At 70.0% G+C, this 25,090-nt stretch carries 23 protein-coding genes and 1 pseudogene; 17 read left to right on the top strand and 7 right to left on the bottom strand.

Features of this window, described 5'->3' with window-relative positions; all coding sequences use genetic code 11:
- The 3 genes and pseudogenes from QO011_RS39675 to QO011_RS39665 form a co-directional block, all read right to left on the bottom strand.
- On the bottom strand, nucleotides 1–113 hold a 113-nt coding region (locus QO011_RS39675), incomplete at its 3' end, for an ATP-binding cassette domain-containing protein (RefSeq protein ID WP_307285391.1).
- A gap of 104 nt (nucleotides 114–217) precedes the next feature.
- Nucleotides 218–1,355 (bottom strand): annotated as a pseudogene (locus QO011_RS39670) (ABC transporter permease).
- Nucleotides 1,356–1,483: 128 nt separating this feature from the next.
- Nucleotides 1,484–2,422, bottom strand: coding sequence for a sugar ABC transporter substrate-binding protein (locus tag QO011_RS39665; RefSeq protein WP_307285374.1), 939 nt, complete (start codon nucleotides 2,420–2,422; stop codon nucleotides 1,484–1,486).
- 386 nt (nucleotides 2,423–2,808) lie between these two features.
- On the opposite strand from QO011_RS39665, the gene QO011_RS39660 reads away from it, so the two are divergent.
- The 4 genes from QO011_RS39660 to QO011_RS39645 all read left to right on the top strand — a co-directional run bounded on the left by QO011_RS39660 (nucleotide 2,809) and on the right by QO011_RS39645 (nucleotide 6,683).
- Nucleotides 2,809–3,654 carry a MurR/RpiR family transcriptional regulator gene (locus tag QO011_RS39660; protein WP_307285371.1) on the top strand — a complete coding sequence of 282 codons (846 nt, stop codon included), beginning with the start codon at nucleotides 2,809–2,811 and terminating at the stop codon, nucleotides 3,652–3,654.
- Between the two features lie 208 nt (nucleotides 3,655–3,862).
- Entirely contained in the window at nucleotides 3,863–4,432 is a 570-nt protein-coding gene (locus tag QO011_RS39655) for a PRC-barrel domain-containing protein (protein ID WP_307285368.1), read from the top strand.
- 236 nt (nucleotides 4,433–4,668) lie between these two features.
- Nucleotides 4,669–5,379 carry a response regulator gene (locus QO011_RS39650; protein ID WP_307285388.1) on the top strand — a complete coding sequence of 237 codons (711 nt, stop codon included), beginning with the start codon at nucleotides 4,669–4,671 and terminating at the stop codon, nucleotides 5,377–5,379.
- The gene (locus QO011_RS39645) at nucleotides 5,376–6,683 is read left to right on the top strand and encodes an ATP-binding protein (protein ID WP_307285365.1); all 1,308 of its coding nucleotides are present in this window, start codon (nucleotides 5,376–5,378) and stop codon (nucleotides 6,681–6,683) included. The genes QO011_RS39650 and QO011_RS39645 overlap by 4 nt, the downstream gene beginning before the upstream one ends.
- Nucleotides 6,684–6,771: 88 nt before the next feature.
- Here the strand turns inward: QO011_RS39645 and iolG are convergent, their stop codons facing one another.
- On the bottom strand, nucleotides 6,772–7,758 hold the full coding sequence (gene iolG, locus QO011_RS39640; RefSeq protein ID WP_307285361.1) for an inositol 2-dehydrogenase: 987 nt from the start codon (nucleotides 7,756–7,758) through the stop codon (nucleotides 6,772–6,774).
- Between the two features lie 283 nt (nucleotides 7,759–8,041).
- Here iolG and QO011_RS39635 point away from each other — a divergent pair, with 283 nt between their 5' ends.
- From QO011_RS39635 to QO011_RS39615, 5 genes are all read left to right on the top strand, one after another.
- Entirely contained in the window at nucleotides 8,042–9,961 is a 1,920-nt protein-coding gene (locus QO011_RS39635; protein WP_370882077.1) for a bifunctional 5-dehydro-2-deoxygluconokinase/5-dehydro-2-deoxyphosphogluconate aldolase, read from the top strand.
- A 49-nt stretch (nucleotides 9,962–10,010) separates the two neighbouring features.
- Complete coding sequence (iolD, locus tag QO011_RS39630) at nucleotides 10,011–11,858, top strand: 3D-(3,5/4)-trihydroxycyclohexane-1,2-dione acylhydrolase (decyclizing) (protein ID WP_307285357.1); 1,848 nt, start codon at nucleotides 10,011–10,013, stop codon at nucleotides 11,856–11,858.
- Nucleotides 11,859–11,903: 45 nt separating this feature from the next.
- Nucleotides 11,904–12,788, top strand: coding sequence for a myo-inosose-2 dehydratase (gene iolE, locus QO011_RS39625; RefSeq protein WP_307285354.1), 885 nt, complete (start codon nucleotides 11,904–11,906; stop codon nucleotides 12,786–12,788).
- Nucleotides 12,789–12,820: 32 nt separating this feature from the next.
- Nucleotides 12,821–13,618 (top strand): 5-deoxy-glucuronate isomerase, encoded by a 798-nt coding sequence (iolB, locus tag QO011_RS39620; RefSeq protein ID WP_307285352.1) that lies wholly within the window; start codon nucleotides 12,821–12,823, stop codon nucleotides 13,616–13,618.
- Nucleotides 13,619–13,698: 80 nt separating this feature from the next.
- On the top strand, nucleotides 13,699–14,031 hold the full coding sequence (locus QO011_RS39615; RefSeq protein WP_307285349.1) for a rhodanese-like domain-containing protein: 333 nt from the start codon (nucleotides 13,699–13,701) through the stop codon (nucleotides 14,029–14,031).
- 46 nt (nucleotides 14,032–14,077) lie between these two features.
- On the opposite strand, the gene QO011_RS39610 is transcribed toward QO011_RS39615, so the two are convergent.
- The 3 genes from QO011_RS39610 to QO011_RS39600 form a co-directional block, all read right to left on the bottom strand.
- Nucleotides 14,078–14,497 carry a type II toxin-antitoxin system VapC family toxin gene (locus QO011_RS39610; RefSeq protein ID WP_307285346.1) on the bottom strand — a complete coding sequence of 140 codons (420 nt, stop codon included), beginning with the start codon at nucleotides 14,495–14,497 and terminating at the stop codon, nucleotides 14,078–14,080.
- Nucleotides 14,494–14,736 carry a FitA-like ribbon-helix-helix domain-containing protein gene (locus QO011_RS39605; protein ID WP_307285344.1) on the bottom strand — a complete coding sequence of 81 codons (243 nt, stop codon included), beginning with the start codon at nucleotides 14,734–14,736 and terminating at the stop codon, nucleotides 14,494–14,496. Before QO011_RS39605 ends, QO011_RS39610 begins: the two co-directional genes overlap by 4 nt.
- Nucleotides 14,737–14,818: 82 nt before the next feature.
- Nucleotides 14,819–15,829, bottom strand: coding sequence for a S1C family serine protease (locus QO011_RS39600; RefSeq protein WP_307285341.1), 1,011 nt, complete (start codon nucleotides 15,827–15,829; stop codon nucleotides 14,819–14,821).
- Between the two features lie 200 nt (nucleotides 15,830–16,029).
- Between QO011_RS39600 and pdxY the strand changes: the two genes are divergently transcribed.
- The 8 genes from pdxY (at nucleotide 16,030) to QO011_RS39560 (ending at nucleotide 25,072) form a co-directional block, all read left to right on the top strand.
- Nucleotides 16,030–16,878 carry a pyridoxal kinase PdxY gene (gene pdxY / locus QO011_RS39595; RefSeq protein WP_307285339.1) on the top strand — a complete coding sequence of 283 codons (849 nt, stop codon included), beginning with the start codon at nucleotides 16,030–16,032 and terminating at the stop codon, nucleotides 16,876–16,878.
- Nucleotides 16,879–16,914: 36 nt separating this feature from the next.
- Nucleotides 16,915–17,832: a PhzF family phenazine biosynthesis protein gene (locus tag QO011_RS39590; protein ID WP_307285337.1), complete on the top strand. Its 918-nt coding sequence runs from the start codon at nucleotides 16,915–16,917 to the stop codon at nucleotides 17,830–17,832.
- A complete protein-coding gene (locus QO011_RS39585) occupies nucleotides 17,825–18,532 on the top strand; it encodes an NUDIX hydrolase (RefSeq protein ID WP_307285335.1) in 708 nt (235 codons plus the stop codon). Before QO011_RS39590 ends, QO011_RS39585 begins: the two co-directional genes overlap by 8 nt.
- Before the next feature lie 249 nt (nucleotides 18,533–18,781).
- Entirely contained in the window at nucleotides 18,782–19,276 is a 495-nt protein-coding gene (locus QO011_RS39580) for a (2Fe-2S)-binding protein (protein ID WP_307285333.1), read from the top strand.
- A gap of 60 nt (nucleotides 19,277–19,336) precedes the next feature.
- On the top strand, nucleotides 19,337–21,706 hold the full coding sequence (locus QO011_RS39575) for a xanthine dehydrogenase family protein molybdopterin-binding subunit (protein WP_307285330.1): 2,370 nt from the start codon (nucleotides 19,337–19,339) through the stop codon (nucleotides 21,704–21,706).
- Between the two features lie 86 nt (nucleotides 21,707–21,792).
- Nucleotides 21,793–22,590, top strand: a complete 798-nt coding sequence (locus QO011_RS39570; RefSeq protein WP_307285327.1) for an FAD binding domain-containing protein — start codon at nucleotides 21,793–21,795, stop codon at nucleotides 22,588–22,590.
- 351 nt (nucleotides 22,591–22,941) lie between these two features.
- Nucleotides 22,942–23,865, top strand: coding sequence for an AAA family ATPase (locus tag QO011_RS39565; RefSeq protein WP_307285324.1), 924 nt, complete (start codon nucleotides 22,942–22,944; stop codon nucleotides 23,863–23,865).
- A gap of 1 nt (nucleotide 23,866) precedes the next feature.
- Nucleotides 23,867–25,072, top strand: coding sequence for a vWA domain-containing protein (locus QO011_RS39560; protein ID WP_307285321.1), 1,206 nt, complete (start codon nucleotides 23,867–23,869; stop codon nucleotides 25,070–25,072).
- Nucleotides 25,073–25,090 lie beyond the last annotated feature (18 nt).

Raw genomic sequence — 25,090 nt, 5'->3', positions numbered from 1 at the left:
AGGAAGTCGCCCGAGCTCGGCTTGTGCACCCCCGACAGCGTCTTGATCAGCGTCGACTTGCCGGCGCCGTTGTCGCCGAGCAGGCACAGAACCTCGCCGGCCCCGACCGACATCGACACGCCGGACAGCGCGATCACCGAGCCGAACTGCTTGACGATGTTGCGAACCTCGATGATCGGCGCCGGCTTCTGCGTGGTTGCTTCATCCCTGGCCATGGTCAGCGCTCTCCCGTCACTTTCCTGCGGATGTAGTTGTTGAGCAGCACCGCGATCAGCAGCATCGCCCCCAGGAACACCTTGAAATAGTCGGCGTCGAAGGTGGTGAAGCCGAGGCCGATCGAACACCATGCCGAAGATCAGCGCGCCGATGAAGGCGCCGATCGCCGAGCCGTAGCCGCCGGTGAGCAGGCAGCCGCCGATCACGGCCGCGATGATCGCCTTGAACTCCAGGAGATCGCCACGCTTGGCGTCGGCCGAACCGGTGTTCAGAACGGTGATGATGGCGGTCAGCGCCGCGGCGCTTGCGGTCAGCATGAAGAGGCCGGTCTTCACCCGCGTCACCGGCACGCCGGAATTGCGCGCCGCGTCGGGATGACCGCCGGCCGCGAAGATCCAGTTGCCGACGCGGGTGCGCAGCAGCACCCAGGTCGCGACCACCGTGAGGCCGACGAACCACAGGATCGACACCGGCACCCCCTTGATCGACGGCGTGCCGTCGGCGAACTTGGCGATCCAGCCCTTGTCCGCCATCCAGACGAACAGGCCGGGAAAGGCTTTGCCGGAGAAGATCGAGACCAGCACGCCGTCGCCGACCACGTCCTTGACGCCGCTGAGCTGGGTGTTGCCGCCCGTGACCTTCTTGAGGCCGACCAGCGTGGCGCCGCTCAGGATGAACAGGAAGGCGAGCGTCACGATGAAGGAGGGCAGCCTCGTGCGGATGACCAGCTGGCCGTTGAGGGCGCCGAGCGCCATCGCCACCACGAAGGTGAAGGGGATGGCGAGGATCAGCGGCAGCCCCATGGCGGTCACCGCCGTGGCGAAGACCAGGCCGGTGAAGGCCACCATCGAGCCGATGGAAAGATCGAACTCGCCGCCGATCATCAGGAGCGCCGCGGCGATGGCGGCGATGCCGAGCGTGGAGGCATAGTCCAGGATCACGAGGAGGCCGTTGAGCGTGAACATGCCTGGCCGGGCCGTGATCGCGAAGAACACGACGACGAAGACGAGGCCAGCCATGGCGCCGAGCTCCGGCCGGCGCATCAGCTGCGTCAGGGCGGAAACCTGCCGCACGCGCTCGTCCGCCTTGGCGGCCGGCTGGACCTGGCCCACGCCCACTGCTTCCCTGGTATGCGTCATTGCGCCCTCCCCTGGCGACCATGAGGGGTCGAAGACCCCGGATGACTCTGGGGCCGCAGCAGCGGCCGTGACGCCGCCGGCGCGGCGGGAGATGGCTTCCGCGCCGAAGGCGGAAGCCACCCGGGACCTCAGCGGATGCCCTTGGCCGAGAGCTCGACCACCTGCGCCGCCTTGTCCTTGGTGATCAGGTTCGGGCCCGAGGGCACGTTGCCGCCGGGGATCAGGCCGTACTTGGCGTAGTTCGCCAGGAAGATCACCGGCAGGTAGCCCTGCAGGAACTGCTGCTGGTCGATGGCGAAGGCGGCCTCGCCGGCGGCGATCGCCTTGAGGAAGGTGGCGGACATGTCGAAGGTCGCGACATTGATCTTGCCGGTCAGGCCGGATTCCTTGACCGCGGCCAGCGACGGCTCGCCGGCGGTGCCGGCGCCCAGCGCCAGGATGGTGTCGACGCTGGTGTCGGCCGCGAGCGCCGCCTTGACCTTGGCGTTGACGTCGGCCGGCTCGTTCGACACCGGCACCACCGTCACCTTGCCGCCGAAGCCGTCGGAGAAGCCTTTGCAGCGGGCGTCGAGCGCGGCGTTGCCGACCTCCTGGTTGACGCAGAGCGCCACCTTGCCGCCCATCTCCTTGAGCTTCTCGCCGGCGGCCTTGCCGGCGGGATATTCGTCCTGGCCGACATGCAGCAGCGCGCCGAGCGACTTGGAGACGTCGGAGCCGGAGTTCATCGAGATGACGGGAATGCCGGCGGCCACCGCGTTCTTGATCGACGGGCCGAGCGCCGAGGCATCGGGGATCGAGACGATCAGGCCGTTCGGCTTCTGCGCCACGGCCGCGTCGATGAGCTGGCTCATCGCCACCATGTCGAAGGTCTCGGGGGCGCGGTAGTCGACCTGCACGCCGGCATCCTTGGCGCCGGCGACGACGCCATTCTTGACCACCGACCAGAAGGGGTCGTTGGCCTGGCCATGGCTGACGACGATGATGTGGATGTCCTGGGCGGCCACCGGCGTCGCGGCGACGGCGGCGAAAGCGACCGCGGCGGCGAGCCCGGCGAGAAGACGTTTCATGGGGTTCCTCCAGAGTCTTGGGTTCGGTTTGGTCCGGGCTCGCCCTCGCGACATGGCGCGATCCGAAACCTCGGGAAGTTGGGACCGCCGGCATGATGCGGCCTCGAACCGCCGCCCCGCCGTTTCCGTTCCGAAGTGCGCGACCGAAATGGAATGATCGGTTCTTTTTGTTGCATTAACGAAATTCTTATTCCATTTTGAGAAGCAGCTGTCAAGGCCGTCGAACCGGCCGGCGCAGGGGAGGGATCGGTGGCGTGAGCGCGGCGAAGCCGGCGGCGGCCCGTCGCGCAATCGCCGCGATGACGGTAATTTCACCCCGATCGCACGGAATTCGGCCTGAGGCGCCGGCCGTACGGCCGGATGGATCGGACAGGAGCGCAGCGTTCATGACCATGGCTTCAGCGATGCCCGACAGCGCCGCGACGGACTATGACGACTTCGCCGCCCGCCTGGCGGCGCAGGCCGCGAGCCTGCCCAAGCGTCTGAGGCAGGTCGCCGCCTTCGCGACCGAGCACCCCGACGAGGTCGCCCTCGGCACGGCGGCGGAGGTGGCGGCGCGGGCGGGCGTCCAGCCGTCCACGCTGGTGCGCTTCGCCAAGGCGCTGGACTATGACGGCTTCTCCGAGCTGCAGCAGATCTTCCGCAGCCGGCTGAAGGAGCGCTTTCCCGACTATCGCGAGCGCGTGGCCCTGCTGCGCAGCGCCGGCGGCGCCGGCTCGATCTCGGCATCGCTGCTGGAAGGCTTCACCCAGGCTGCGGCCGTGTCGCTCGATCGCCTGCGCGCCTCGGCCGATCCCGCCCTGATCGACCGCGCCATCGATCTTCTGGCCGAGGCCGAGATCATCCACCTGCTCGGCGCCAGGCGCCTCTTCCCGGTGGCCGCCTATCTCGCCTATGCCTTCGGCAAGCTCGGCGTGCGCTGTGCGCTGATCGACCACGTCGCCCAGCTCGCCCCCGAGCAGATGGCGCTCGCCGGCCCGCGCGACGTGGTGCTGGCGCTGAGCTTCACGCCCTATGCGCCCGCCACGCTCGACCTCGCCCAGGCCGCGGCCCGGCGCGGCCTCAGGATCGTCGCCGTCACCGACAGCCCGTTCAGCCCGCTCGCCGCCCTCGCCGCCGTCCGCCTCGACGTGGTCGAGGCGGACCACGGCGCCTTCCGCTCGCTCGCCGCGACCTTCGCGCTGGCGATGACCCTGGCCGTCGGCATCGCCGAGAAGCGCGGCCTGGAGTGACCCGCATGACGCCGGACGCGCCGGCGGGATCAGCTACTTGCGATTGCAGCACTGCGCCACCCCGACATGACGGGCCCGATGCGGCGCGCGCCCGTTCCGGCAGGCGGACACAGGCTGGACGATAGCGTACTGAACGATAGCGTAAGGGAACAAGAGCGGCCCTCCACCGTTTCCAAGGCAGTGGATCCCGTTCATGGAGGAGAATACAATGTCCCGTACGACACTCGCTTGGGTTGTTGCCTTGTCGACCATCGCCGCGACGCCGGCCCTGGCGCAGACGACCCCGGCGCAGAACCCGCCGGCCGCCACCTCGCCGGCCCCGACGACCGCGACCCCGGCGGGCGCCGACTTCATCACCCAGGCCCCTGTCGGCCAGTACCGTGCCACCAAGCTGGTCGGCGTCAACATCTACAACTCCGACCAGCAGTCGATCGGCGAGGTGAACGAGCTCGTGGTCGACAAGGCCGGCAACATCAAGGCCGTGGTGATCGGCGTCGGCGGCTTCCTCGGCATCGGCCAGAAGAACGTCGCCCTGCCCTATACCGCCATCAAATGGGAGGACAAGGCCCTGCAGACCGCGACCGTCGGCATGGCCGCTCCCGGCACCGGCACGGCGACCACCACGGCGCCGGCGGCCGGCGGCGGAACCACGACCGCGACGGTCCCCGCAGCCGACACCACCGTGCGCGACTATCCCGACCACGGCATCCTCGACATGACCAAGGAGCAGTTGCAGTCGGCGCCGGACTTCAAGTTCGCCTCCGAGGCGGCCAAGTAAGGCCCGATCCCGGTCGGATCGCAGGCCGGAAGGGGAGGTGGATGCACCTCCCCTTTTTCATGCCCGCCGATGCGGCGCTCGCGCCCGCCGGCGACACGCGCTGCGGAAACGTTCCGACACAAATTTTCTCACCAAGGCCGCAAATTCCGCGCATAATGGCGCCGGCTCGCGCCCGGCCGTCTCGTGCGGGGGAGCGGGCCGGCGTGCAGATCAGATCGGACATCCGCCGGCACCCCATGCATTCGCCTCATATCGCCGTGGTCGAGGACGATCACGAAATCCGGGCCCTGGTCGCCCGCTATCTCGCCGCCAATGATTGCCGCGTATCGGCTGCCGAGGATGGGCGCGACCTCGATCGGCTGATGGCCGAGAGCCGGATCGATCTGGTCGTGCTCGACCTGATGCTGCCCGGCGAGGACGGGCTCAGCATCTGCCGCCGCCTGCGCTCGACCTCCCACGTGCCGATCATCATGCTGACGGCGCGCAGCGACGACATCGACCGCATCGTCGGCCTGGAGATCGGCGCGGACGACTATATGGGCAAGCCCTTCAACCCGCGCGAATTGCTGGCCCGCATCCGTTCGGTGCTGCGGCGAGGCAGCGATCCGGCCGAGGATCCGGGTGGGCCGCACAGCTATGTCTTCGCCGGGTGGCACGCCAACCTGACGCTCAGCCGGCTCACCAACCCCGTCGGCGAGCGCGTTGCGGTGACCAGCGCCGAATTCGCCCTGCTGCGCGTCTTCTGCGAGCGCTCCGGCCGCATCCTGTCGCGCGGCAAGCTGATGGAGCTCACCCAGGGGCGGGCGCCCGGGCCGCACGAGCGCAGCATCGACATCCTGGTCAGCCGCCTGCGCCGCAAGATCGAGCCGGATCCGCAGGCCCCCTCGCTCATTCGCACCGTGCGGGCCGGCGGCTACATGTTCACCCCGCACGTCACCATGGCATGAACGAGCGCCTGCTCTCCCTGCTGCCGCAGCGCATCGGCGGCCAGATCGCCCTTCTGGTGCTGATCGCCATCGTCGTCATCCAGACGATCGTCACCACCGCCTTCTTCCTGGAGCGGCGCGAGGGCGGACCGGGCGGCCGGCACGCGCCGCAGAATCACCTCGCCGCCACCGTTCGCCTGCTCGATGCGGCGCCGGACAACGCCGCGCGCGAGGGCATCCTCGCCGCCGCCGCCCGCGCCTTCCCCGACATGGTCATCCATCCCGCGGCGGGCGCGGCCCCGGCCGGCGGGGACCGGCCGCCGGCGGACAGCGACTTCATCAGGGACATCCGCTCCGTCGGCGTCACGGTCACCGAGGAGCCCGATGCGGAAAGCGACAAGATGGTGCTGCGCATCCGGCTCCGGGACGGCACGGAGCTGATCGCCCTGTCGCCGCCGCCCCTGCCGCCGCTGATCAACAGCTTCACCTTCGGCCTTCTGTTCTTCGCCGTCAGTGCCGGCCTGCTGGCGGTGTGGGCCGCGCGCGGCCTGACCGCGCCGCTCACCGCCCTGGCCCAGGCCGCCGCCGATTTCGACATTGCCGGCGACGCCCCGCCCCTGCGCGAACGCGGCCCGGAGGAGGTGCGCACGGTCGCACGCGCCTTCAACGCCATGCACCGGCGCATCCGCCGCCTGGTCGAGGACCGCACGCGCATGCTGGCCGCGGTCGGCCACGACCTGCGCACGCCGACCACGCGGCTGCGGCTGCGCGCCGAGTTCATCGAGGACGACCATCTCAGGGCCCAGACCCTGAGCGACCTCGACCAGATGGCGCGGATGATCGATTCGGCCGTCTCGATGCTGCGCGACGGCGCCGCGGCCGAACCGATGACGCGGATCGACCTCGCCGCCGCCCTGCAGACCATCTGCGACCAGCATGCCGACACCGGCGATGCGGTGGCCTATGACGGCCCGGACCATCTCTCCGTCACCGCCCGGCCGGAGGAGATCAACCGGGCGGTGACCAACCTGGTGCAGAATGCCGTCACCTATGGCGGCGGCGCGGTGGTGCGCCTCGCCGCCGAGGACGCCGGCATCGTCATCGACGTGATGGACGAGGGCCCAGGCATCCCCGGCGACAGCAAGACGGCGATGCTGGCCCCCTTCGTGCGCGGCGACGCCGCCCGCACCATGACGGCGGCCAGCGGCTTCGGCCTGGGCCTGTCCATCGCCCAGGCGATCGTCGAGGCCCATGGCGGCACGCTGTCGCTGCTGGATCGCCAGCCGAAGGGGCTGACGGCCAGGATCGCCCTGCCGGCCGCGTGAAGCCGGCTGGGATATCGGCGGGATCGGCGACGGACCGGGCGGCGAAGCGACCCGCCGAACCGGCGCGGCCGCCCCTCGGGTCCGGCTCTCAGACCCGCACCGCCTGCCCGGTCCTGGCCGATTCGGTGGCGGCGTCGGCGAGGATCTGCGCCTTGAGGCCGTCCTGGCCGGACGGGCTCGGCGCCGCGCCGCCGGTCACCGCATCGACGAAGGCCGTCATCTCCGCCCGGTAGGCATCGGCATAGCGCTCCAGGAAGAAGTCCTGCACCGGGTCGGCCAGGAGGCCGGCCGACGTGGCGAGCTCCACCGTGGTGCGCGGCACGTTATGGGCGCGAATCATGCCCTTCTGGCCATGCACCTCGATGCGCTGGTCGTAGCCGTAGGTGGCCCGGCGAGAATTGGTGATCTGGCAGATCTTGCCGGAAGCCGTCTTCAGCAGCACCGCCGCGGTGTCGACATCGCCCGCCCGGCCGATCTCGGGGTCGACCAGGGACGAGCCGACCGCGTGCACCTCCACCGGATCCTCCTCCAGGAGGAAGCGGGCGAGGTCGAGGTCGTGGATCATCATGTCGCGGAACAGGCCGCCCGAAGTGGCGATGTAGGAAGCGGGCGGCGGCGAGGGATCGCGCGAGATGATCGACACCAGCTCGACCGCGCCGATCGCCCCCTCGGCGATTCGCCGCTTCAGCGCCCCGAAATTCGGGTCGAACCGCCGGTTGAAGCCGATCATCAGCGGCGTGCCCGCCTGCTCCACCACGGCGAGGCAGGTCCGGATGCGCTCGGAGGACAGGTCCACCGGCTTCTCGCAGAACGCAGCCTTGCCGGCTCGAGCCGCACGCTCGATCAGGTCGGCATGGGTGGTGGTCGGCGTGCAGATCAGCACCGCGTCGATATCGGGCGCCGTCACCGCCTCCTCGAGGCTGCGCACGGCCGCGCCGGTCTCCGCCGCCAGCGCATCGGCCGAGGGGCCATGCGGGTCCGAGACCGAGACGAGCTTCGCCTTGGGGTGCAGCGCCGCGTTGCGCCCGTGGATCTTGCCGATCCGCCCTGCCCCCAGTACCGCCAACCCTACCATGTCGTCCTCCCCTCGCAGGCCGTTCCGAGGCCCGCCTCGCATTTCCGTCCGGCGCGGGCGCCGCGCCCATCCCATGCGCGGTGCATCGGCATGGACGGCGCAAAATGGCATTTTAATTCCATATTGACAACAGAATAGAATATATGTTTCGTAGGAACCGCGACGCCGCACGGCTTCATCCGCCCGGTCCACGCGGCGATGATGTCGTGGTCCGCCCGCCGCCACGAGGCGGGGCCGGCTGAGCCCACGGACAACGACGCCGCCCGGCGGCGCGGGGAGGAGCATGATGACAGCACCGCAGCTCGACGTCGTCACCATCGGCCGCGCCTCCGTCGACCTCTACGGCCAGCAGGTCGGCGGCCGGCTGGAGGACATGGCCAGCTTCACCAAGGCCGTCGGCGGCTGTCCCTCCAACATCGCCATCGGCACCGCCCGCCTCGGCCTGCGCTCGGCGGTGATCACCCGCGTCGGCGACGAGGCCATGGGGCGCTTCATCCGCGAGCAGATGGTCCGCGAGGGCGTCGACGTCAGCGGCGTCAAGACCGACCCGACCCGCCTCACCGCCCTGGTCATCCTCGGCGTGCGCGACGAGAAGCAGTTTCCGCTGATCTTCTACCGCGACAATTGCGCCGACATGGCGCTCGACGAAGGCGACGTCGACGAGGCGCTGGTCGCCTCGGCCGCCGCGGTCGTCGTCACCGGCACGCATTTCTCCAAGCCCAACACCGACGCCGCCCAGCGCAAGGCGATCCGCATCGCCAAGGCGCACGGCCGCAAGGTCGTGTTCGACATCGACTACCGGCCCAACCTCTGGGGCCTCGCCGGCCACGATGCCGGCGACGGACGCTACATCAAGGCCGAGCACGTCACCCGGCACCTGATGAGCATCCTGCCCGACTGCGACCTGATCGTCGGCACCGAGGAGGAGCTGCACATCGCCGGCGGCTCGGAGGATACGCTGGAGACGCTGCGCCGCATCCGCGCCGTCTCCGCCGCCACGATCGTGTGCAAGCGCGGGCCGATGGGCTGCGTGGTCTTCCCCGGGCCGATCCCGGCCTCGCTCGACGACGGCGTGCGCGGCCCCGGCTTCCCGGTCGAGGTCTACAACGTGCTCGGCGCGGGCGACGCCTTCATGTCGGGCTTCCTCCGCGGCTGGCTGCGCGGCGAGCCGCTGGAGACCTGCTGCGGCTATGCCAATGCCTGCGGCGCCTTCGCCGTCTCGCGCCTGCTCTGCTCGCCCGAGATCCCGACCTTTCGGGAGCTGAGCGCTTTCCTCGAGCACGGCAGCCCCCACAAGGCGCTGCGCAAGGACGAGGCCCTCAACCACATCCACTGGGCCACCACCCGCCGCCCGGGTCCGGCGAGCCTGATGGCGTTCGCCATCGACCACCGCATGCAGCTGGAGGCGATGGCAGACGAGGCCGGCGCCGGCCGCGAGCGCATTTCGGCCTTCAAGGTGCTGGCGGTCGAGGCGGCCGCGCGGGTCGCCGGGGGCGAGCCGGGATTCGGCATGCTGATCGACGGCATCCACGGTCGCGAGGCGCTGTTCCGGGCCGCCGACCACCCCTTCTGGATCGGCCGCCCGGTGGAGCTGCCCGGCTCCCGGCCGCTGGAGTTCGAGGGGCCGGCCGACCTCGGCAGCGGCCTCGTGGAATGGCCGGTCGGCCACACCATCAAGTGCCTGTGCTTCTACCATCCCGACGACCCGCCGGAGCTGAAGGCGCGGCAGGAACGCGAGCTGCTGCGGCTCTACGGCGCTGCGCGCCTCGTCGGCCGCGAGCTCCTGGTCGAGATCATCGCGGGCAAGCACGGGCCGCTGGAGGACGACACCGTCTCCTCGATCATCGAGCGGCTCTACGGGCTCGGCATCAAGCCCGACTGGTGGAAGCTCGAGCCGCAGACCAGCGCCGCCGCCTGGCGCGCGGTGGGCGCGGCGATCGAGCGCAACGATCCGCTCTGCCGCGGCATCGTGCTGCTCGGCCTGGAGGCGCCGGAGGAGGATCTGGAAGCCGCCTTCGCCGTGGCGGCGCAGGAGCCCACCGTGAAGGGCTTCGCTGTCGGGCGCACCATCTTCAACGACGCGGCCCGGGCCTGGCTGCGCGGCGAGATCGACGACGAGGCGGCCATCAAAGCCATGGCCGCGAAATTCGCCCGGCTGGTCGAGGCCTGGCGGCGTGCGGCCGGCCGGGACAGGGCAGCCTGAGGCCGGGCACGGATTTCACCCTCGGGAACCAGCGACGGGAGACATGGTCATGAACACGGTCCGCCTCACCATGGCGCAGGCACTGGTGCGCTTCCTCGCCGCCCAGAAGACGGTGATCGACGGGCAGACGCTGCCGATCTTCGCCGGCGTCTTCGCCATCTTCGGACACGGCAACGTCGCCGGGCTCGGCGAGGCGCTCTACCAGGTGCGCGACAGCCTGCCGACCTTCCGCGCCCACAACGAGCAATCGATGGCGCACGCCGCCACCGCCTTCGCCAAGGCCTCGCGCCGCCGCCGCTTCATGGCCGCCACCTCCTCGATCGGGCCGGGCGCGACCAACATGGTGACCGCCGCTGCGGTGGCGCACGTCAACCGCCTGCCCCTGCTGCTCCTGCCCGGCGACGTCTTCGCCAACCGGCGGCCCGACCCGGTGCTGCAGCAATTGGAGGATTTCGGCGACGGCACCCTCTCGCCAAACGACTGCTTCCGGCCGGTCTCGCGCTATTTCGACCGCATCACCCGGCCAGAGCAGATCATCCCGGCGCTCGCCCGGGCCATGACCGTGCTGACCGATCCGGCTGACTGCGGCCCCGTCACCCTGGCGCTGTGCCAGGACACCCAGGCCGAGGCCTACGACTATCCCGTCTCGATGTTCGAGGAGCGCATCTGGGCGCCCCGTCGGCCCCGCCCGGACGAGGACGAGCTCGCCGCCGCCCTCGCCGCGCTCAAGGCCGCCCGCAAGCCGGTGATCATCGCCGGCGGCGGCGTGCTCTATTCGGAAGCGGAGGCCACGCTCGCCGCCTTCGCCGAGAAGCACGGCATCCCGGTCAGCGAGACCAATGCGGGCAAGAGCACCCTCGCCTTCGATCATCCGCTCGCCATGGGCGCCGTCGGCGTCACCGGCACGTCGGCGGCCAACAGCCTCGCCGAGGATGCCGACCTCGTCCTCGCCGTCGGCACCCGCCTGCAGGACTTCACCACCGGCTCCTGGGCCCTGTTCAGGGGCGAGGGCCGGCGCCTCGTCGGCCTCAACACCCAGCCCTTCGACGCGGTCAAGCACCGCGGCCTGCCGCTGGTCTGCGACGCCAGGGTCGGGCTGGAGCTGCTCTCGGCCGGCCTCGCCGACTGGACCGCCCCGGCCGCGTGGACCCGCAAGGCCAGGGACGGCAAGGCGGACTGGGAGACGGTGGCTGCCCGCTACACCGGCCCGACCAATGCCGAGCTGCCCTCGGACGCCCAGGTGATCGGCGCGGTGCAGCGCGCCGGCGCCCGCTCGGACGTGGTGGTCTGCGCCGCCGGCGGCCTGCCGGGCGAATTGCACAAGCTGTGGAAGGCCGGCGCGCCCGGCGGCTACCACATGGAATACGGCTATTCCTGCATGGGCTACGAGATCGCCGGCGGGCTCGGGGTCAAGATGGCCGATCCCGCGCGCGAGGTGGTCGTCATGGTCGGCGACGGCTCCTACCTCATGGCCAATTCCGAGATCGCCACCGCGGTGATGCTCGGGGTGAAGCTCACCATCGTCGTGCTCGACAACCGAGGCTTCGGCTGCATCAACCGGCTGCAGATGGCCACCGGCGGCGCCAACTTCAACAACCTCCTGCGCGATGCCCGCCACGAGACGCTGCCTGCCATCGACTTCACCGCCCATGCCGCCAGCCTCGGCGCCGTCGCCGTCAAGGCGAAGGGCATCGGCGAGCTGGAGGAGGCGTTGCAGGCCGCGCGGGCCGCCACGACCACCTCGGTCATCGTCATCGACACCGACCCGCTGCCCTCCACCGATGCCGGCGGGGCCTGGTGGGACGTGGCCGTGCCCGAGGTCTCGGTGCGCGGCGAGGTCGAGGCCGCCCGCCGGCGCTATGTCGAGGCACGCGCCCTGCAGCATCTGGGGGATTGAGGCCACGGGGCCCGATCCTCCGACGAGACCCTGGAGACCGACACCATGCCTATCCGCATCGGGGCCAACCCCATCGGCTGGTCGAACGACGACATGCCGGAGCTCGGCGGCGAGACGCCGCTGGAGACCTGCCTCGCCGAGGCCCGGGAGGTCGGCTTCGAGGGCATGGAGCTCGGCAACAAGTTCCCGCGCGAGCCGGCGGCGCTGCAACGGGCGCTGGCCCCGTTCGACCTCGCCTGCGTCGGCGGCTGGCATTCCATCTCGCTCCTGACCCGCGACGCCGAGGCCGAATTCGCCGCGGCGCGCGCCCATCTCGACCTGCTCAAGGCAATGGGCTCGACGGTGTTCATCGTCGCCGAGACCTCGAACGCCATCCATGGCGACCGGACCAGGCCGCTGTCGCAGCGGCCCGTGCTGCAGGCCGGTGCGTGGGCCGGCTACGGCGCGCGCATCACCGACTTCGCCGAGCGCATCCTCGCCGAAGGCCTGCGCCTGGTCTACCACCATCACATGGGCACGATCGTCCAGTCCGAGGCCGACATCGACGCGCTGATGGCGGCGACGGGCCCGGCCTTCCACCTCTTGCTCGACACCGGCCACGCCACCTGGGGCGGCGCCGACCCTGCAGCCTTGGCCCGCCGCTACCGCAGCCGCATCAGCCATGTCCACACCAAGGACGTGCGGGAGTCGGTCCGCAAGGCCTCCGATGCCGGCGACTGGAGCTTCCTCGACAGCGTCATCGAGGGTGTCTACACCGTCCCCGGCGACGGCATGATCGACTTTACCGCCGTGTTCCGCGAGCTGCCCGGCTATTCCGGCTGGGTGGTGGTCGAGGCCGAGCAGGACCCGAAGAAGGCGAACCCGCTGCAATACGCCACGAAGGGCTATGCGCACCTGACCAGGACGCTGCGGGAGACGGGCCTCGCCTGAACGAGGTTGGGCGACCGATCGGAGAGGATGCCATGTCCAAGCTTCTGCTCAAGCCCAACCGCGCCGGCGGGCCGGTGCACCGCGTCACGCCCGCTTCCGCAGGCTGGACCTATGTCGGCTTCGAGGTCCATGACCTCAGCCCCGGCGAGACGCTGCGCGCCGAGACCGGCGACCAGGAGGTCTGCCTGGTGGTCATCGCCGGCAAGGTCCGCGTCGTCGCCGCGGGCACCGATTTCGGCGTGATCGGCGAGCGCAACGGCCCGTTCGACGGCGCGCCCTGGTCGGTCTACGTGCCGGCCAAGGCGCATTATGCGGTGACGGCCGAGGGACCGGCGGAGCTCGCGATCTGCGCCGCCCCGGGCACCGGCCGCCTGCCGGCAAAGCTGATCGGCCCGGACGAGGTCGGCCTCGAGACCCGCGGCAAGGGCTCCAACACCCGCCATGTCCGCAACATCCTCCCCGATTCCAGCCCGCATGCGGAGAGCCTCCTGGTGGTGGAGGTGATCACCCCGTCCGGCAACTGGTCGAGCTACCCCCCGCACAAGCACGACCGTGACGCCCTTCCCGACGAGAGCCTGCTGGAGGAGACCTACTATCACCGCCTGTCCCCGCCCCAGGGCTATGGCATGCAGCGCGTCTACACCGACGACCGCTCGCTCGACGAGACCATGAGCTTCGGCGACCGCGACGTGGTGCTCGTGCCGAGAGGCTACCACCCCGTCGGGGCGGCGCACGGCTACGATCTCTACTATCTCAACGTCATGGCCGGGCCGAAGCGGATCTGGAAGTTCCACAACGATCCGGACCATGCGTGGCTGATGCGGGCCTGAGGACAGCCGAGGGCCCTTCCGGTTCCTGCCGGGCGTGGTATCTGGTAGGGAATCAGGCCCGTACCATCCGAGTTCGCCCCATGCCCATGCCAGACGGCCCGTTCTTCGCTCTCGACGCCGACGAGACCAGGACGCTGCTCGATGCCGGCTCGATCATCCTGGTCGACGTGCGCGAGCCGCACGAGTTCGCCCAGGCCCATATCGCCGGCGCGGTCAACCTGCCGCTCTCGCGCTTCGATCCCGCCGACGTGCCGACCGACGAGCGCAAGCGCGTGGTGTTCTCCTGCGGCGTCGGCATGCGCTCCTTCAAGGCGCTCGAGATGGCGAAGGACGCAGGCCTCTCCGTCGACACCCACCTCGGCGGCGGCCTGAAGGCCTGGCTCGCCGCCGGCCTGCCGGTGGAACGGGGTTGACCGGACCGGCTGACCATCCCTCTCTCTCGGCAAGCCCCCGTCCAGATCAATCGTTCCAGGGGTTGCGCACGACGATACCGCAGCCGCGGAAATCCTCGACGTTCCGACTTGCTACGTCCGCGCCCTTTGCTCTGGCGACAGCAGCGATCTGAGCGTCGAGGTTGCCAATCGGCCGACCGGCCTTCCGTCGCTCGACGACGACCCTGGCGAACGCATGGGCCGCATCGCTGTCAAAAGGTAGGATCCGTCCGGCCAGATCCACGGCAAAGAGGCGCTCCGCCGCTGCTCGCAGCGCGAGTTGACGTTTCCCGTCAGGCATCAACGCCAAGCCAGACAGAATTTCTGCTTGGGTGACGGTGGTCGTGAACAGGTCGGCTGAAGGGACGGCCAACAACCATGCCACGACCGCCTCATCCGGATGGGCGCGCATCAACTCCGACAGGACATTCGTATCAAGAACGATCACTCCGAAAAATCCGGCGGCTCGCGAAGAGCATCACGCTTTGGATCCGGCAGATCGACACCGCCGAGATCCGCAAAGCGACGCCTGATCCTCTCGACAACATGCAGTCCCGGCTCCTCGACCAACGCAGCACGAAGAATGGTGCGCGCCTCCTCCTCCATCGATCGGCCGTGACGCGCAGCCTGAAGGCGAAGCTTCACCTTCAGCGGATCCTCGAGATTCCGGATCGTGATGCTGGCCAAGCTCACTTCTCCCAGTCGGAACGGGCACACAGTGACATCAATGAATGCAACGATATCACTGCAGCCTGGATATCGCCACGGGTCATGCTCCCCGCCGGTCGCGCGGCGTCAGCTCGAACACCCGCACCCGGCCGTTGCGCAGCACGTCGAGCGTGACGCTGCGGCCGATCCGGGTCTCGTCGAGCAGCCGGATCAGGTCGTCAGCTCCCGACACGCGATGACCGTCGAGCGCCACCACGATGTCGCCCATCAGCAAGCCGGCCCCGTCGGCTGGGCTACCGGTCTCGACCGCCGATATCATCACCCCGCTCGCCTGCTCGATGCCGGTCGCCACCTGGACGCGGCGCGAAATCGCCCCGGGCTGCGCGGCGACGCCGATCGAGGCGCGGCGCACCCGGCCGTGGCGGATGATCTGGCCCATGACGAAGCTCGCCGTGTTCGAGGCGACGGCGAAGCAGATGCCCTGCGCCCCCATGATCACGGCGGTGTTGATGCCGATCACCTCGCCGCGCGAGGACACCAGCGCGCCGCCGGAATTGCCGGGGTTGAGCGCCGCGTCGGTCTGGATCACGTCGTCGATCAGCCGGCCGTTCTTGGCGCGCAGCGAGCGGCCGAGCGCCGAGATCACGCCGGCCGTCACCGTCGCCTCGAAGCCGAGCGGGTTGCCGATGGCCACCGCCACCTGGCCGCGCCGGAGCGCCGCGCTGTCGCCGAGCCGCGCCGTCGGCAGGCTCACCGGCTGCTCGATATGCACCAGCGCCAGATCGGTGTCGGGGTCGTCGCCGATCAGCCGCGCGTCGAAATGCCGGCCGTCCGGCGTCTGCACGCCGACGCGCGCGGCGCCCTGGGCGACGTGGCTGTTGGTCAGCACCAGCCCGTCAGGCGACAGGATCACGCCCGAGCCGGAGCCGGCCGGACGGCCGCCCTGGCGCACGTCGAGCTTGACCACGGCCGGGCCGACCCGCTCGGCCACGTCGATCACCGCCTGCGAATAGGCGTCGAGCAGCGCCGCGTCCCCGGCCGGGACGGGTTGCGGGGTGGAGGAAGGAGAAGCGTCCTCGTCGAGGACCAGGGAAGGCGTCATGTCGAGCATGGGAGAGGCCCTGATAAGGGAATGTCGACCGAATGTGGGCATGGGGCAGGCACCAGGGAAGACCCGCCCCCGGTCCCGGGCCGGCATGGCCTGCATCGCAGCCATGCGGCTGACATGATCCCTCGCATCACAAATTCTCGTTCGCGCCCGGCGCCCTGCCGTGCTGTTATCCCGCTCCCGAAACGGTGCCGCTTCTGCCGATGAACATTCTCTCCATCCAGTCCTGGGTCGCCTACGGCCATGTCGGCAATGCCTCGGCCGTCTTTCCCATGCAGCGGCTCGGCTGCGACGTCTGGGCCATCCACACCGTGCAGTTCTCCAACCATACCGGCTACGGCGCCTGGAAGGGCCGGGTGTTCGACGGGCCGATGATCGACGAGATCGTGGACGGCATCGCCCAGCGCGGCGTGCTGCCGCGCTGCGACGGCGTGGTCTCCGGCTATATGGGCTCGGCCGATATCGGCACCGCCATCCTCTCGGCCGTGGCTCGGGTGCGCGAGGCCAACCCGGCCGCCACCTATTGCTGCGATCCGGTGATCGGCGATGTCGGCACCGGCGTCTTCGTGCGCCCGGGCATCGCCGAGTTCATGCGCGACAAGGCCGTGCCGGCGGCCGACGTGATCACCCCGAACCAGTTCGAGCTGGAGCTGCTCTCCGGCCGGCCGGTGACGCGCCTCGACGACGCCAAGGCCGCGGTGGCGCGGCTGCACACCCTCGGCCCCAAGGTGGTGCTGGTCACCTCGCTGATCACCGAGGAGACCCCGGTCGACGCCATCGACCTCGCCGCCTCCGACGGCGAGGGGTTCTGGCGCGTGCGCACGCCGCGCCTCGCCATCGCCGCCAGCGGCGCCGGGGACGCCATCGCCGCCCTGTTCAACCTCCACTGGAAGCGCAGCGGCTCGGCGGCGGAGGCCCTGGGCAATGCCGCCGCCTCGATCTACGGGCTGCTGAAGCGCACCGCCGAGGCCGGCGCCACCGAGATCCTGGTGGTGGAGGCGCAGGACGAGTTCGTCGCGCCCAGCCGGCGCTTCCCCGTCGAGCGGGTCTGACGACGCCCGGTCTCTCCCCCTGCAACGGTTCGAGCCATGCCCAGACGCTTCTTCACCCTCGACGTCTTCGCCGACACGCCGCTCGCCGGCAATCCCCTCGCCGTCGTGATCGATGCCGCGGGCCTGGATGCCGGCGCGATGCAGAGGATCGCGCGCGAGTTCAACCTGTCGGAGACGGTGTTCGTGCTGCCGCCGGAAAACCGGCGGCACCGCGCCCGCATCCGCATCTTCACGCCCGGCCTGGAAATGCCCTTCGCCGGCCATCCCACCGTCGGCACCGCCGTGCTCCTGGCGAGCCTCGACCATCCCGACGCCATCGACGGCGACGAGCCGACCGACATCCTGTTCGGACTGGAGGAGACGATCGGCATCGTGCCCTGCGCCGTGACGCTGGGCGGCGGGCGTGCCTTCGCCCGCTTCGAGCTGCCCAAGCTGCCCGAGCGCGACGGCGAGGCCAAGGACGACGATCGGCTCGCCCGGGCCCTCGGCCTGGAGGCCGGGGATATCGGCTTCGACAACCACCGGCCGACCGTCTACAGCGCCGGCTTTCCCTACAGCCTGGTGCCGGTGCGCGACCTCGCCGCGCTCGGGCGGATCCGCATCGATACCTCGGTGTGGAAGGAGACCTTCGGCCAGGAAGGCCTGGGTGCGGCCTATGCCTACACGCGCGAGACCGCCCTGCCCGGCAGCGCCTTCCGTGCCCGGATGTTCTCGCCCGGCGACGGCATCCCGGAGGACCCGGCCACCGGCTCGGCCGTCGCCGCCTTCGCCGGCGCGGTCATGGCGTTCGAGGCGCCTGCGGACGGCAACCATCGGCTGCGCATCGAGCAGGGCTTCGAGATGGGGCGCCCCTCGCTCATCGATCTCAGCCTGACCGTGGTGGACGGCCGACTGATCGGCGCCGCCATATCGGGCGCCGCGGTGATCGTCGGCGAGGGCGTGCTGCGTGTCTGAGGCCATCGCGATCCACGACGTCCACACCCTCGATACCCGGTTCGAGCCACGGTCCTGGCCCTTCGCCGAGGAGAACCGCGATCGGATCGCCGCGCATTGGGCGAGCGTGGTCGAGAACAAGCCGGCCCTGTTCAACGGCCGTGTGCTGCTGCTGCACCGCTGGTCGATCGCAGACGGGGTGTTCTCCGGCGGCTATCTCATGACCGACTATGCCAGCTTCCTGGCCTGGCGCGACTTCGGCCATCCCGGCGCGGAAAGATGGAACGGCTTCGCCATGGCGGCGCTGACCTCGGCCGAGGGGCACTTCCTGCTCGGCGAGATGGCCGACCACACCGCCAATGCCGGCGCCATCTACTTCGCAGCCGGCACGCCGGACCCCTCCGACGTCGTCGGCGACCGGGTCGACCTCGCCGGCTCGGTGCTGCGCGAGCTGGAGGAGGAGACCGGCCTCGGCCCGGCCGAGGTTTCGGTCGAGCCCGGCTGGACCATCCTGGTGCACGGCCCGCGCATCGCCATGATGCAGCGCCTGCGCTCGCCCCTGCCCGGCGCCGCGCTGCAGGCCCGGATCGAGCGCTTCCTGGCGGCCGAGCCCAATCCGGAGCTGACACGCATGCATGTCGTCGCCCGCCTGGAGGACATCCAGCGCGCGCGCATGCCGGCGTTCCAGATCGCCTATCTCGAGCACGCCCTGGGCCATTGACGCCCGGCCGGCCGGTTCTCGCGGCGGCACGCCGCACTGCACACAAGATCGCGAAAAAATCGGCAAAAACGGCCCGGAATCCCGGGTCGAACTTTTGCTGCGTCGAGCTTGACCCCGAAAACCGGGCAGTTCAGACTATTTCCAGGGTTGCGACATCGGTCGCGGCTCCCTGCCAATCCCGCGAACCTTCCGTGTCGCAATGGCCAAGGAATTCCGGGCTTCCCGCCCGCAAACGTTTGGAGGACACATATGGCTTCCGTATCCCTGACGGTGAACGGCAAGGCCGTCACCGCAGATGTCGACCCCCGCACCCTGCTGGTCGAGTTCCTGCGCGAGAACCTGCGTCTGACCGGCACCCATGTGGGCTGCGACACCAGCCAATGCGGCGCCTGCCTGGTCCATCTCGACGGCGCGGCGGTCAAGTCCTGCACCACCCTCGCCGTGCAGGCCAGCGGCGGCTCGGTCACCACCATCGAGGGCCTGGCGGTCAACGGCGTGCTGCATCCGATGCAGGAGGCGTTCCGTGAGAATCATGGCCTGCAGTGCGGCTTCTGTACGCCCGGCATGATCATGTCCGCCATCGACATGGTGAACCGCAAGGGCCCGAACCTCGACGAGCACACCATCCGCGAAGAGCTCGAGGGCAATATCTGTCGCTGCACCGGCTACCACAACATCGTCAAGGCCATCGCCGCGGGTGCCGCCGCCATGGCCGGATCGGAGGTCCGACGAGCCGCTGAATGAATCCGAAGCCGCGTCCGCCGCGGCCGAAGCCGAATCAAGAATTCATTTGGAGGACTCGTCATGACCACGACCGGAGTGGGCGCCTCGGTGCGCCGCAAGGAAGACCTTCGCTTCATCACCGGCAAGGGCAACTATACCAGCGACATCAACCGGCCGGGCCAGGCCCATGCCTATTTCCTGCGCTCGCCCCATGCCCATGCCGCCATCCGCTCGATCGACATCGACAAGGCCCGGCACATGCCCGGCGTCGTCGGCATCCTGACCGGCGAGGACCTCGCCGCCGACAAGATCGGCGGGCTGATCTGCGGCTGGATGATCCATTCCAAGGACGGCACGCCGATGAAGGCCGGCCCGCATCCCGCGCTCGCCCAGGGCAAGGTGCGCCATGTCGGCGACCAGGTCGTGGTCGTCATCGCCGAGACGCTGGCGCAGGCCAAGGACGCGGCCGAGGCCGTCGTGGTGGATTACGAGGTCCTGCCGGCGGTGACCGAGACCGCCAAGGCCCAGGCCAAGGGCGCCCCCCAGGTGCACGACGTCGCGCCCGACAACACCATCTTCGAGTGGGCGCTGGGCGACAAGGCGGCGACGGACGCGGCCTTCGCCGCGGCCACGCACGTCACCAGGCTGGAGATCGTCAACAACCGCCTGGTGCCCAACCCGATGGAGCCGCGCGCCGCGGTCGGCGACTATGACAGCGGCACCGAGAGCTTCACGCTCTACACCACCTCCCAGAACCCGCATGTGGCGCGGCTGGTGCTCTCGGCCTTCGTCGGCATCGCGCCCGAGCACAAGCTCAGGGTCATCGCCCCCGACGTCGGCGGCGGCTTCGGCTCGAAGATCTTCATCTATGCCGAGGAGACCGTGTGCGTCTGGGCGGCCCGGCGCGTCGGCCGGCCGGTGAAATGGACCAGCGACCGCACCGAGGCCTTCCTGGTCGACGCCCATGGCCGCGACCACGTCACCCATGCGGAGCTGGCGGTCGACGAGACCGGCAGGATCACCGGCCTCCGGGTGAAGACGATCGCCAATCTCGGCGCCTACATGTCGACCTTCTCCTCCTCGGTGCCGACCTATCTCTATGCCCCGCTGCTGTCGGGCCAGTACGACATCCCGGCGATCTATGCCGAGGTCGACGCGGTCTATACCCATACCGCGCCGGTCGACGCCTATCGCGGCGCCGGCCGGCCGGAGGCGACCTTCGTGGTCGAGCGCCTGGTCGAGGTCGCGGCCCGCGAGCTCGGCGTCGATCCGGCCCGGTTCCGCCGCAAGAACTTCGTCCGCAAGTTCCCGCACCAGACGCCCGTCATCATGGCCTATGACGCGGGCGACTATGCCGCCGCGCTCGACAAGGCGATGGAGCTGCACGACGTCAAGGGCTTCCCGGTCCGCCGCCGGACCTCGGCCAGGAACGGCAAGCTCAGGGGCCTCGGCTACTCCGCCTATATCGAGGCCTGCGGCATCGCGCCCTCGGCGGCGGTCGGCTCGCTCGGCGCCGGCGTCGGCCTGTGGGAATCGGCCGAGATCCGGGTCAACCCGGTCGGCACGGTCGAGGTGCTCACCGGCTCCCACAGCCACGGCCAGGGCCACGAGACCACCTTCGCCCAGCTGGTCTCCGACCGGCTCGGCATCGACATCAACTCGGTGTCGATCGTCCACGGCGACACCGACAAGGTGCAGTTCGGCATGGGCACCTACGGCTCGCGCTCCGGCGCGGTCGGCATGTCCGCCATCGTCAAGGCGGTCGACAAGGTGATCGCCAAGGGCAAGAAGGTCGCCTCCTACGTGCTCGAAGCCTCCGAAGGCGACATCGAGTTCAAGGACGGCCGCTTCACCGTGGCCGGCACCGACAAGGGGCTCGGCTTCGGCGAGGTGGCGCTGCAGGCCTATATCGCCCACAAGTTCTCCGGCCAGGAGCTGGAGCCGGGTCTGAAGGAGGGCGCGTTCTACGATCCGACCAACTTCACCTTCCCGGCCGGCGTGCATATCTGCGAGCTGGAGATCGATCCGCAGACCGGCGTCACCACCATCGAGCGCTGGACCGCGGTCGACGATTTCGGCGAGCTGATCAACCCGATGATCGTCGAGGGCCAGGTGCACGGCGGCATCGCCCAGGGCGTCGGCCAGGCGCTGCTGGAGGGCACGGTCTATGACAAGGACGGCCAGCTTCTGACCGCCTCCTACATGGACTATTGCATGCCGCGCGCCGACAACCTGCCCTCCTTCAACGTCGGCATGACCAAGACGCGCTGCCCCTCCAACCCGCTCGGCATCAAGGGCTGCGGCGAGGCCGGGGCGATCGCCGCCCCGCCGGCGGTGATCAACGCCCTCACCGACGCCATCGGCAGCGAGGACGTGCCGATGCCGGCGACGCCCCAGGCGGTCTGGCAGGCGGTGCAGCGGGCGAACCGGCTCAAGGCCGCGGCCGAGTGACGACAGGGACGGCCGGAAGCTCCGCTTCCGGCCACGCTTTTGCATCCTTCGTGGACCCTCGGTCCGCGCTCCATCGGGAGGACCCCATGTACGCCTTCGACTATCAGCGCCCGGCCTCTGTCCGCGCCGCTGTCGCCGCCCTCGCCAAGGCGGAAGACGCCAAGCTGCTCGCCGGCGGACACACGCTGATCCCCACCATGAAGCAGCGCCTCGCCAGCCCGTCCCGGCTCATCGACCTCGGCGGCGTCGCCGATCTCGTCGGCATCGAGGTCAAGGGCCGGGTCGTGGTGATCGGCGCCATGACGCCGCATGGCCGGGTGGCGACCAGCCCGGCCGTCGCCGAGGCGATCCCGGCGCTCGCCCGCCTCGCCGGCCTGATCGGCGACCCGGCGGTGCGGGCGCGCGGCACCATCGGCGGCTCGCTGGCCAACAACGACCCCGCCGCCGACTATCCCGCGGCGGCGCTGGCCCTCGGCGCCACGATCATCACCAACAAGCGGCGCATCCCCGCGGACGAGTTCTTCGCCGGCCTGTTCAGCACCGCGCTGGAGGAGGGCGAGATCATCACCCGCGTGGCGTTCCCGATCCCCTCCAGGGCCGCCTACGAGAAGTTCCCGAACCCGGCCTCGCGCTACGCCCTGGTCGGCGTCTTCGTCGCCAGGCGCGGCACCGTGCGCGTCGCCGTCACCGGCGCAGGCTCCGACGGCGTGTTCCGCCATGCCGCCGCCGAGGAAGCGCTCACCGCGCGCTTCACGCCGAAGGCGCTCGACGGCGTCACCCTTTCGCCCGACGGCCTTAACGGTGACATCCATGCCAGCGCCGAGTATCGTGCCCATCTCATCGGCGTGCTGACCCGTCGCGCGGTGGAGGCGGCGCGCCGCTGAGCGGCGCTCGAACAGCCGGTTTCGGGACCATGACGATGCGGGTCGGCGGCGTGGCGGTCGTGGTCGGCGGCCACCCGGCGCGGCGTCGACGCCATCGTCGACGCCGCCGGCACCTCGCTCCCGGGCGGGGCGACGGTGATGGCCGTGAAGACGGACCTCGATGTCCTCCGACAGCCGGGTTCGCTCGCGCGGGTGGTCTTTCGGCTGCTTCGATGCGGCGACGGCCGGGCTGCACGAAAGCCTTCGCCGACCAGGGCCTCGGATCGCGCCCTCCACCCTGACATTTCGCGCTGCGCAGCATTATTTCAGGCTCCGCCTGCTGCATGATCCAGGAAAGACCGGTAGTTCCCGATGACGCCAGCGCCTGCCCTCCCCGCCTCCATCGACGCCACCGCCACGCTGCTCGCGGGCGCCGACTACGTCGCCGGGCGGGACCTCGCCACCGTGCTCTTCCTCGCCCTGCGCATGAAGCGTCCGCTGTTCCTGGAAGGCGAGGCCGGCGTCGGCAAGACCGAGATCGCCAAGGTGCTGGCGACGGTGCTGGCCCGCCCGCTGATCCGCCTGCAATGCTACGAGGGCCTCGACATCGCCTCGGCCGTGTACGAGTGGAACACCATGGCGCAGATGGTCGAGATCCGCCTGGCCGAGGCGGCCGGCGACGTCGACCGCGCCACCCTCGGCAGCGAGCTGTTCTCCGAGCGCTTCCTCCACCGCCGGCCGGTGCTGCAGGCCCTCGGCGACACCGGCGCCGGCGCGCCGGTGCTGCTGATCGACGAGCTCGACCGCACCGACGAAGCCTTCGAGGCCTATCTCCTCGAGGTCCTGTCCGACTTCCAGGTGACCATCCCCGAGCTCGGCACCATCAAGGCGCCGGAGCCGCCGATCGTCATCATCACCTCCAACCGCACCCGCGAGATCCACGACGCCCTGAAGCGGCGCTGCCTCTATCACTGGGTCGACTATCCCAGCGCCGAGCGCGAGCTGGAGATCCTGCGCCGCAAGGTGCCGGGCGTGGCTGCGCGCCTGTCGCGCGAGGTGGTGGCCTTCGTCCAGGCCATCCGCCGGGAGGACCTGTTCAAGGCGCCGGGCGTCGCCGAGACCCTGGACTGGGCCACCGCCCTCACCGAGCTCGACGCCGTCGCGCTCGACCCGGCGCTGGTCTCCGACACCCTCGGCGTGCTCCTGAAGTATCAGGACGACATCGCCCGCATGTCCGGCAGCGAGGCCAAGCGCCTGATCGACGGCATGCGCGCACAGCTGCAGGCGGCGCAGTGAGATGAGCGAGGCGTCCGGGCATCTGGCCGAGAACATCGTCTATTTCGCCCGCTGCCTGCGCGAGGCCGGGCTGCCCGTCGGCCCGGCCTCGGTGCTGGACGCCATCGCCGCCGTCGAGACCGCACGCATCGGCGACCGCGACGACTTCTACTGGACGCTGCACGCCGTCTTCGTGAAGCGGCACGAGCAGTCCATCCTGTTCGAGCAGGCCTTCGCCCTGTTCTGGCGCAAGCGCGCCCTGATGGACAAGCTCATCGCCATGATGTCGCCGGTGGCGGTCGACCGCTCGGAGAAGAAGGCGAGGCCTCAGGCCGGCAGCCAGCGCGTCAACGAGGCGATGTTCAAGCAGGCGCCGAAGGAGCAGGCCGAGGAGAAGGTGCTCGAGCTCGACGCCAGGCTCACCGTCTCCGAGCGCGAGGTGCTGAAGGACAAGGATTTCGCCCAGATGACCGCGGCGGAGATCGCTCTCGCCAAGCGCGAGATGGTGCGCCTGCGCATGCCGGTCGACCTGGTCGAGACCCGTCGCCTGGTGCCGGGCGAGGGCCGGGTCATCGACCTGCGCCGCACCATGCGGGCCGCCATGCGCAATGCCGGCCATGTCGTCGACATCAAGTTCCGCCGGCCGGCGGTCAAGCATCCGCCGATCGTGGCGCTGTGCGACATTTCCGGCTCCATGGCCGATTATTCCAGGCTGTTCCTGCATTTCCTGCACGCCGTCTCCGAGCAGGGCCGGCGGGTGCACGCCTTCGTCTTCGCCACGCGCCTCACCAACATCACCAGGGCGCTGCGCACCCGCGACCCGGACGAGGCGCTGGAGCAGTGCAGCCGCCTGGTGAAGGACTGGGACGGCGGCACGCGCATCGCCCATTGCCTCGAGCGCTTCAACAAGGACTGGTCGCGCCGGGTGCTCGGCCAGGGCGCCGTCGTGCTGCTGATCACCGACGGGCTGGAGCGCCAGGTCGATGCGGGCCTCGCCCACGAGATGGACCGGGTGCAGCGCTCCTGCCGGCGCTTCATCTGGCTCAACCCGCTCTTGCGCTTCCAGGCCTTCGAGGCGCGCGCCGCCGGCATCAAGGCGATGCTGCCGCATGTGGACGAATTCAGGACCATGCACAATCTCAAGAGCATGGGCGACCTGGTGCGGGCGCTGGGGCGCGAGGCCGACGCGGATGCCGATCCGGCGGCATGGCTAAGGAAGGTCGCCTGAGAGGCAGACAAGGAGATC

This window comes from Labrys wisconsinensis (assembly GCF_030814995.1).
GTDB lineage: Bacteria > Pseudomonadota > Alphaproteobacteria > Rhizobiales > Labraceae > Labrys > Labrys wisconsinensis.
This window is presented reverse-complemented; position numbering and strand designations above follow the sequence as displayed.

What these genes read in the sequence shown, in the direction of transcription:
- QO011_RS39665 (WP_307285374.1), bottom strand. Translation starts at nt 2,422, where the DNA reads ATGAAACGTCTTCTCGCCGGGCTCGCCGCCGCGGTCGCTTTCGCCGCC.
- QO011_RS39660 (WP_307285371.1), top strand. Translation starts at nt 2,809, where the DNA reads ATGACCATGGCTTCAGCGATGCCCGACAGCGCCGCGACGGACTATGAC.
- QO011_RS39655 (WP_307285368.1), top strand. Translation starts at nt 3,863, where the DNA reads ATGTCCCGTACGACACTCGCTTGGGTTGTTGCCTTGTCGACCATCGCC.
- QO011_RS39650 (WP_307285388.1), top strand. Translation starts at nt 4,669, where the DNA reads ATGCATTCGCCTCATATCGCCGTGGTCGAGGACGATCACGAAATCCGG.
- QO011_RS39645 (WP_307285365.1), top strand. Translation starts at nt 5,376, where the DNA reads ATGAACGAGCGCCTGCTCTCCCTGCTGCCGCAGCGCATCGGCGGCCAG.
- iolG (WP_307285361.1), bottom strand. Translation starts at nt 7,758, where the DNA reads ATGGTAGGGTTGGCGGTACTGGGGGCAGGGCGGATCGGCAAGATCCAC.
- QO011_RS39635 (WP_370882077.1), top strand. Translation starts at nt 8,042, where the DNA reads ATGATGACAGCACCGCAGCTCGACGTCGTCACCATCGGCCGCGCCTCC.
- iolD (WP_307285357.1), top strand. Translation starts at nt 10,011, where the DNA reads ATGAACACGGTCCGCCTCACCATGGCGCAGGCACTGGTGCGCTTCCTC.
- iolE (WP_307285354.1), top strand. Translation starts at nt 11,904, where the DNA reads ATGCCTATCCGCATCGGGGCCAACCCCATCGGCTGGTCGAACGACGAC.
- iolB (WP_307285352.1), top strand. Translation starts at nt 12,821, where the DNA reads ATGTCCAAGCTTCTGCTCAAGCCCAACCGCGCCGGCGGGCCGGTGCAC.
- QO011_RS39615 (WP_307285349.1), top strand. Translation starts at nt 13,699, where the DNA reads ATGCCCATGCCAGACGGCCCGTTCTTCGCTCTCGACGCCGACGAGACC.
- QO011_RS39600 (WP_307285341.1), bottom strand. Translation starts at nt 15,829, where the DNA reads ATGCTCGACATGACGCCTTCCCTGGTCCTCGACGAGGACGCTTCTCCT.
- pdxY (WP_307285339.1), top strand. Translation starts at nt 16,030, where the DNA reads ATGAACATTCTCTCCATCCAGTCCTGGGTCGCCTACGGCCATGTCGGC.
- QO011_RS39590 (WP_307285337.1), top strand. Translation starts at nt 16,915, where the DNA reads ATGCCCAGACGCTTCTTCACCCTCGACGTCTTCGCCGACACGCCGCTC.
- QO011_RS39580 (WP_307285333.1), top strand. Translation starts at nt 18,782, where the DNA reads ATGGCTTCCGTATCCCTGACGGTGAACGGCAAGGCCGTCACCGCAGAT.
- QO011_RS39575 (WP_307285330.1), top strand. Translation starts at nt 19,337, where the DNA reads ATGACCACGACCGGAGTGGGCGCCTCGGTGCGCCGCAAGGAAGACCTT.
- QO011_RS39570 (WP_307285327.1), top strand. Translation starts at nt 21,793, where the DNA reads ATGTACGCCTTCGACTATCAGCGCCCGGCCTCTGTCCGCGCCGCTGTC.
- QO011_RS39565 (WP_307285324.1), top strand. Translation starts at nt 22,942, where the DNA reads ATGACGCCAGCGCCTGCCCTCCCCGCCTCCATCGACGCCACCGCCACG.
- QO011_RS39560 (WP_307285321.1), top strand. Translation starts at nt 23,867, where the DNA reads ATGAGCGAGGCGTCCGGGCATCTGGCCGAGAACATCGTCTATTTCGCC.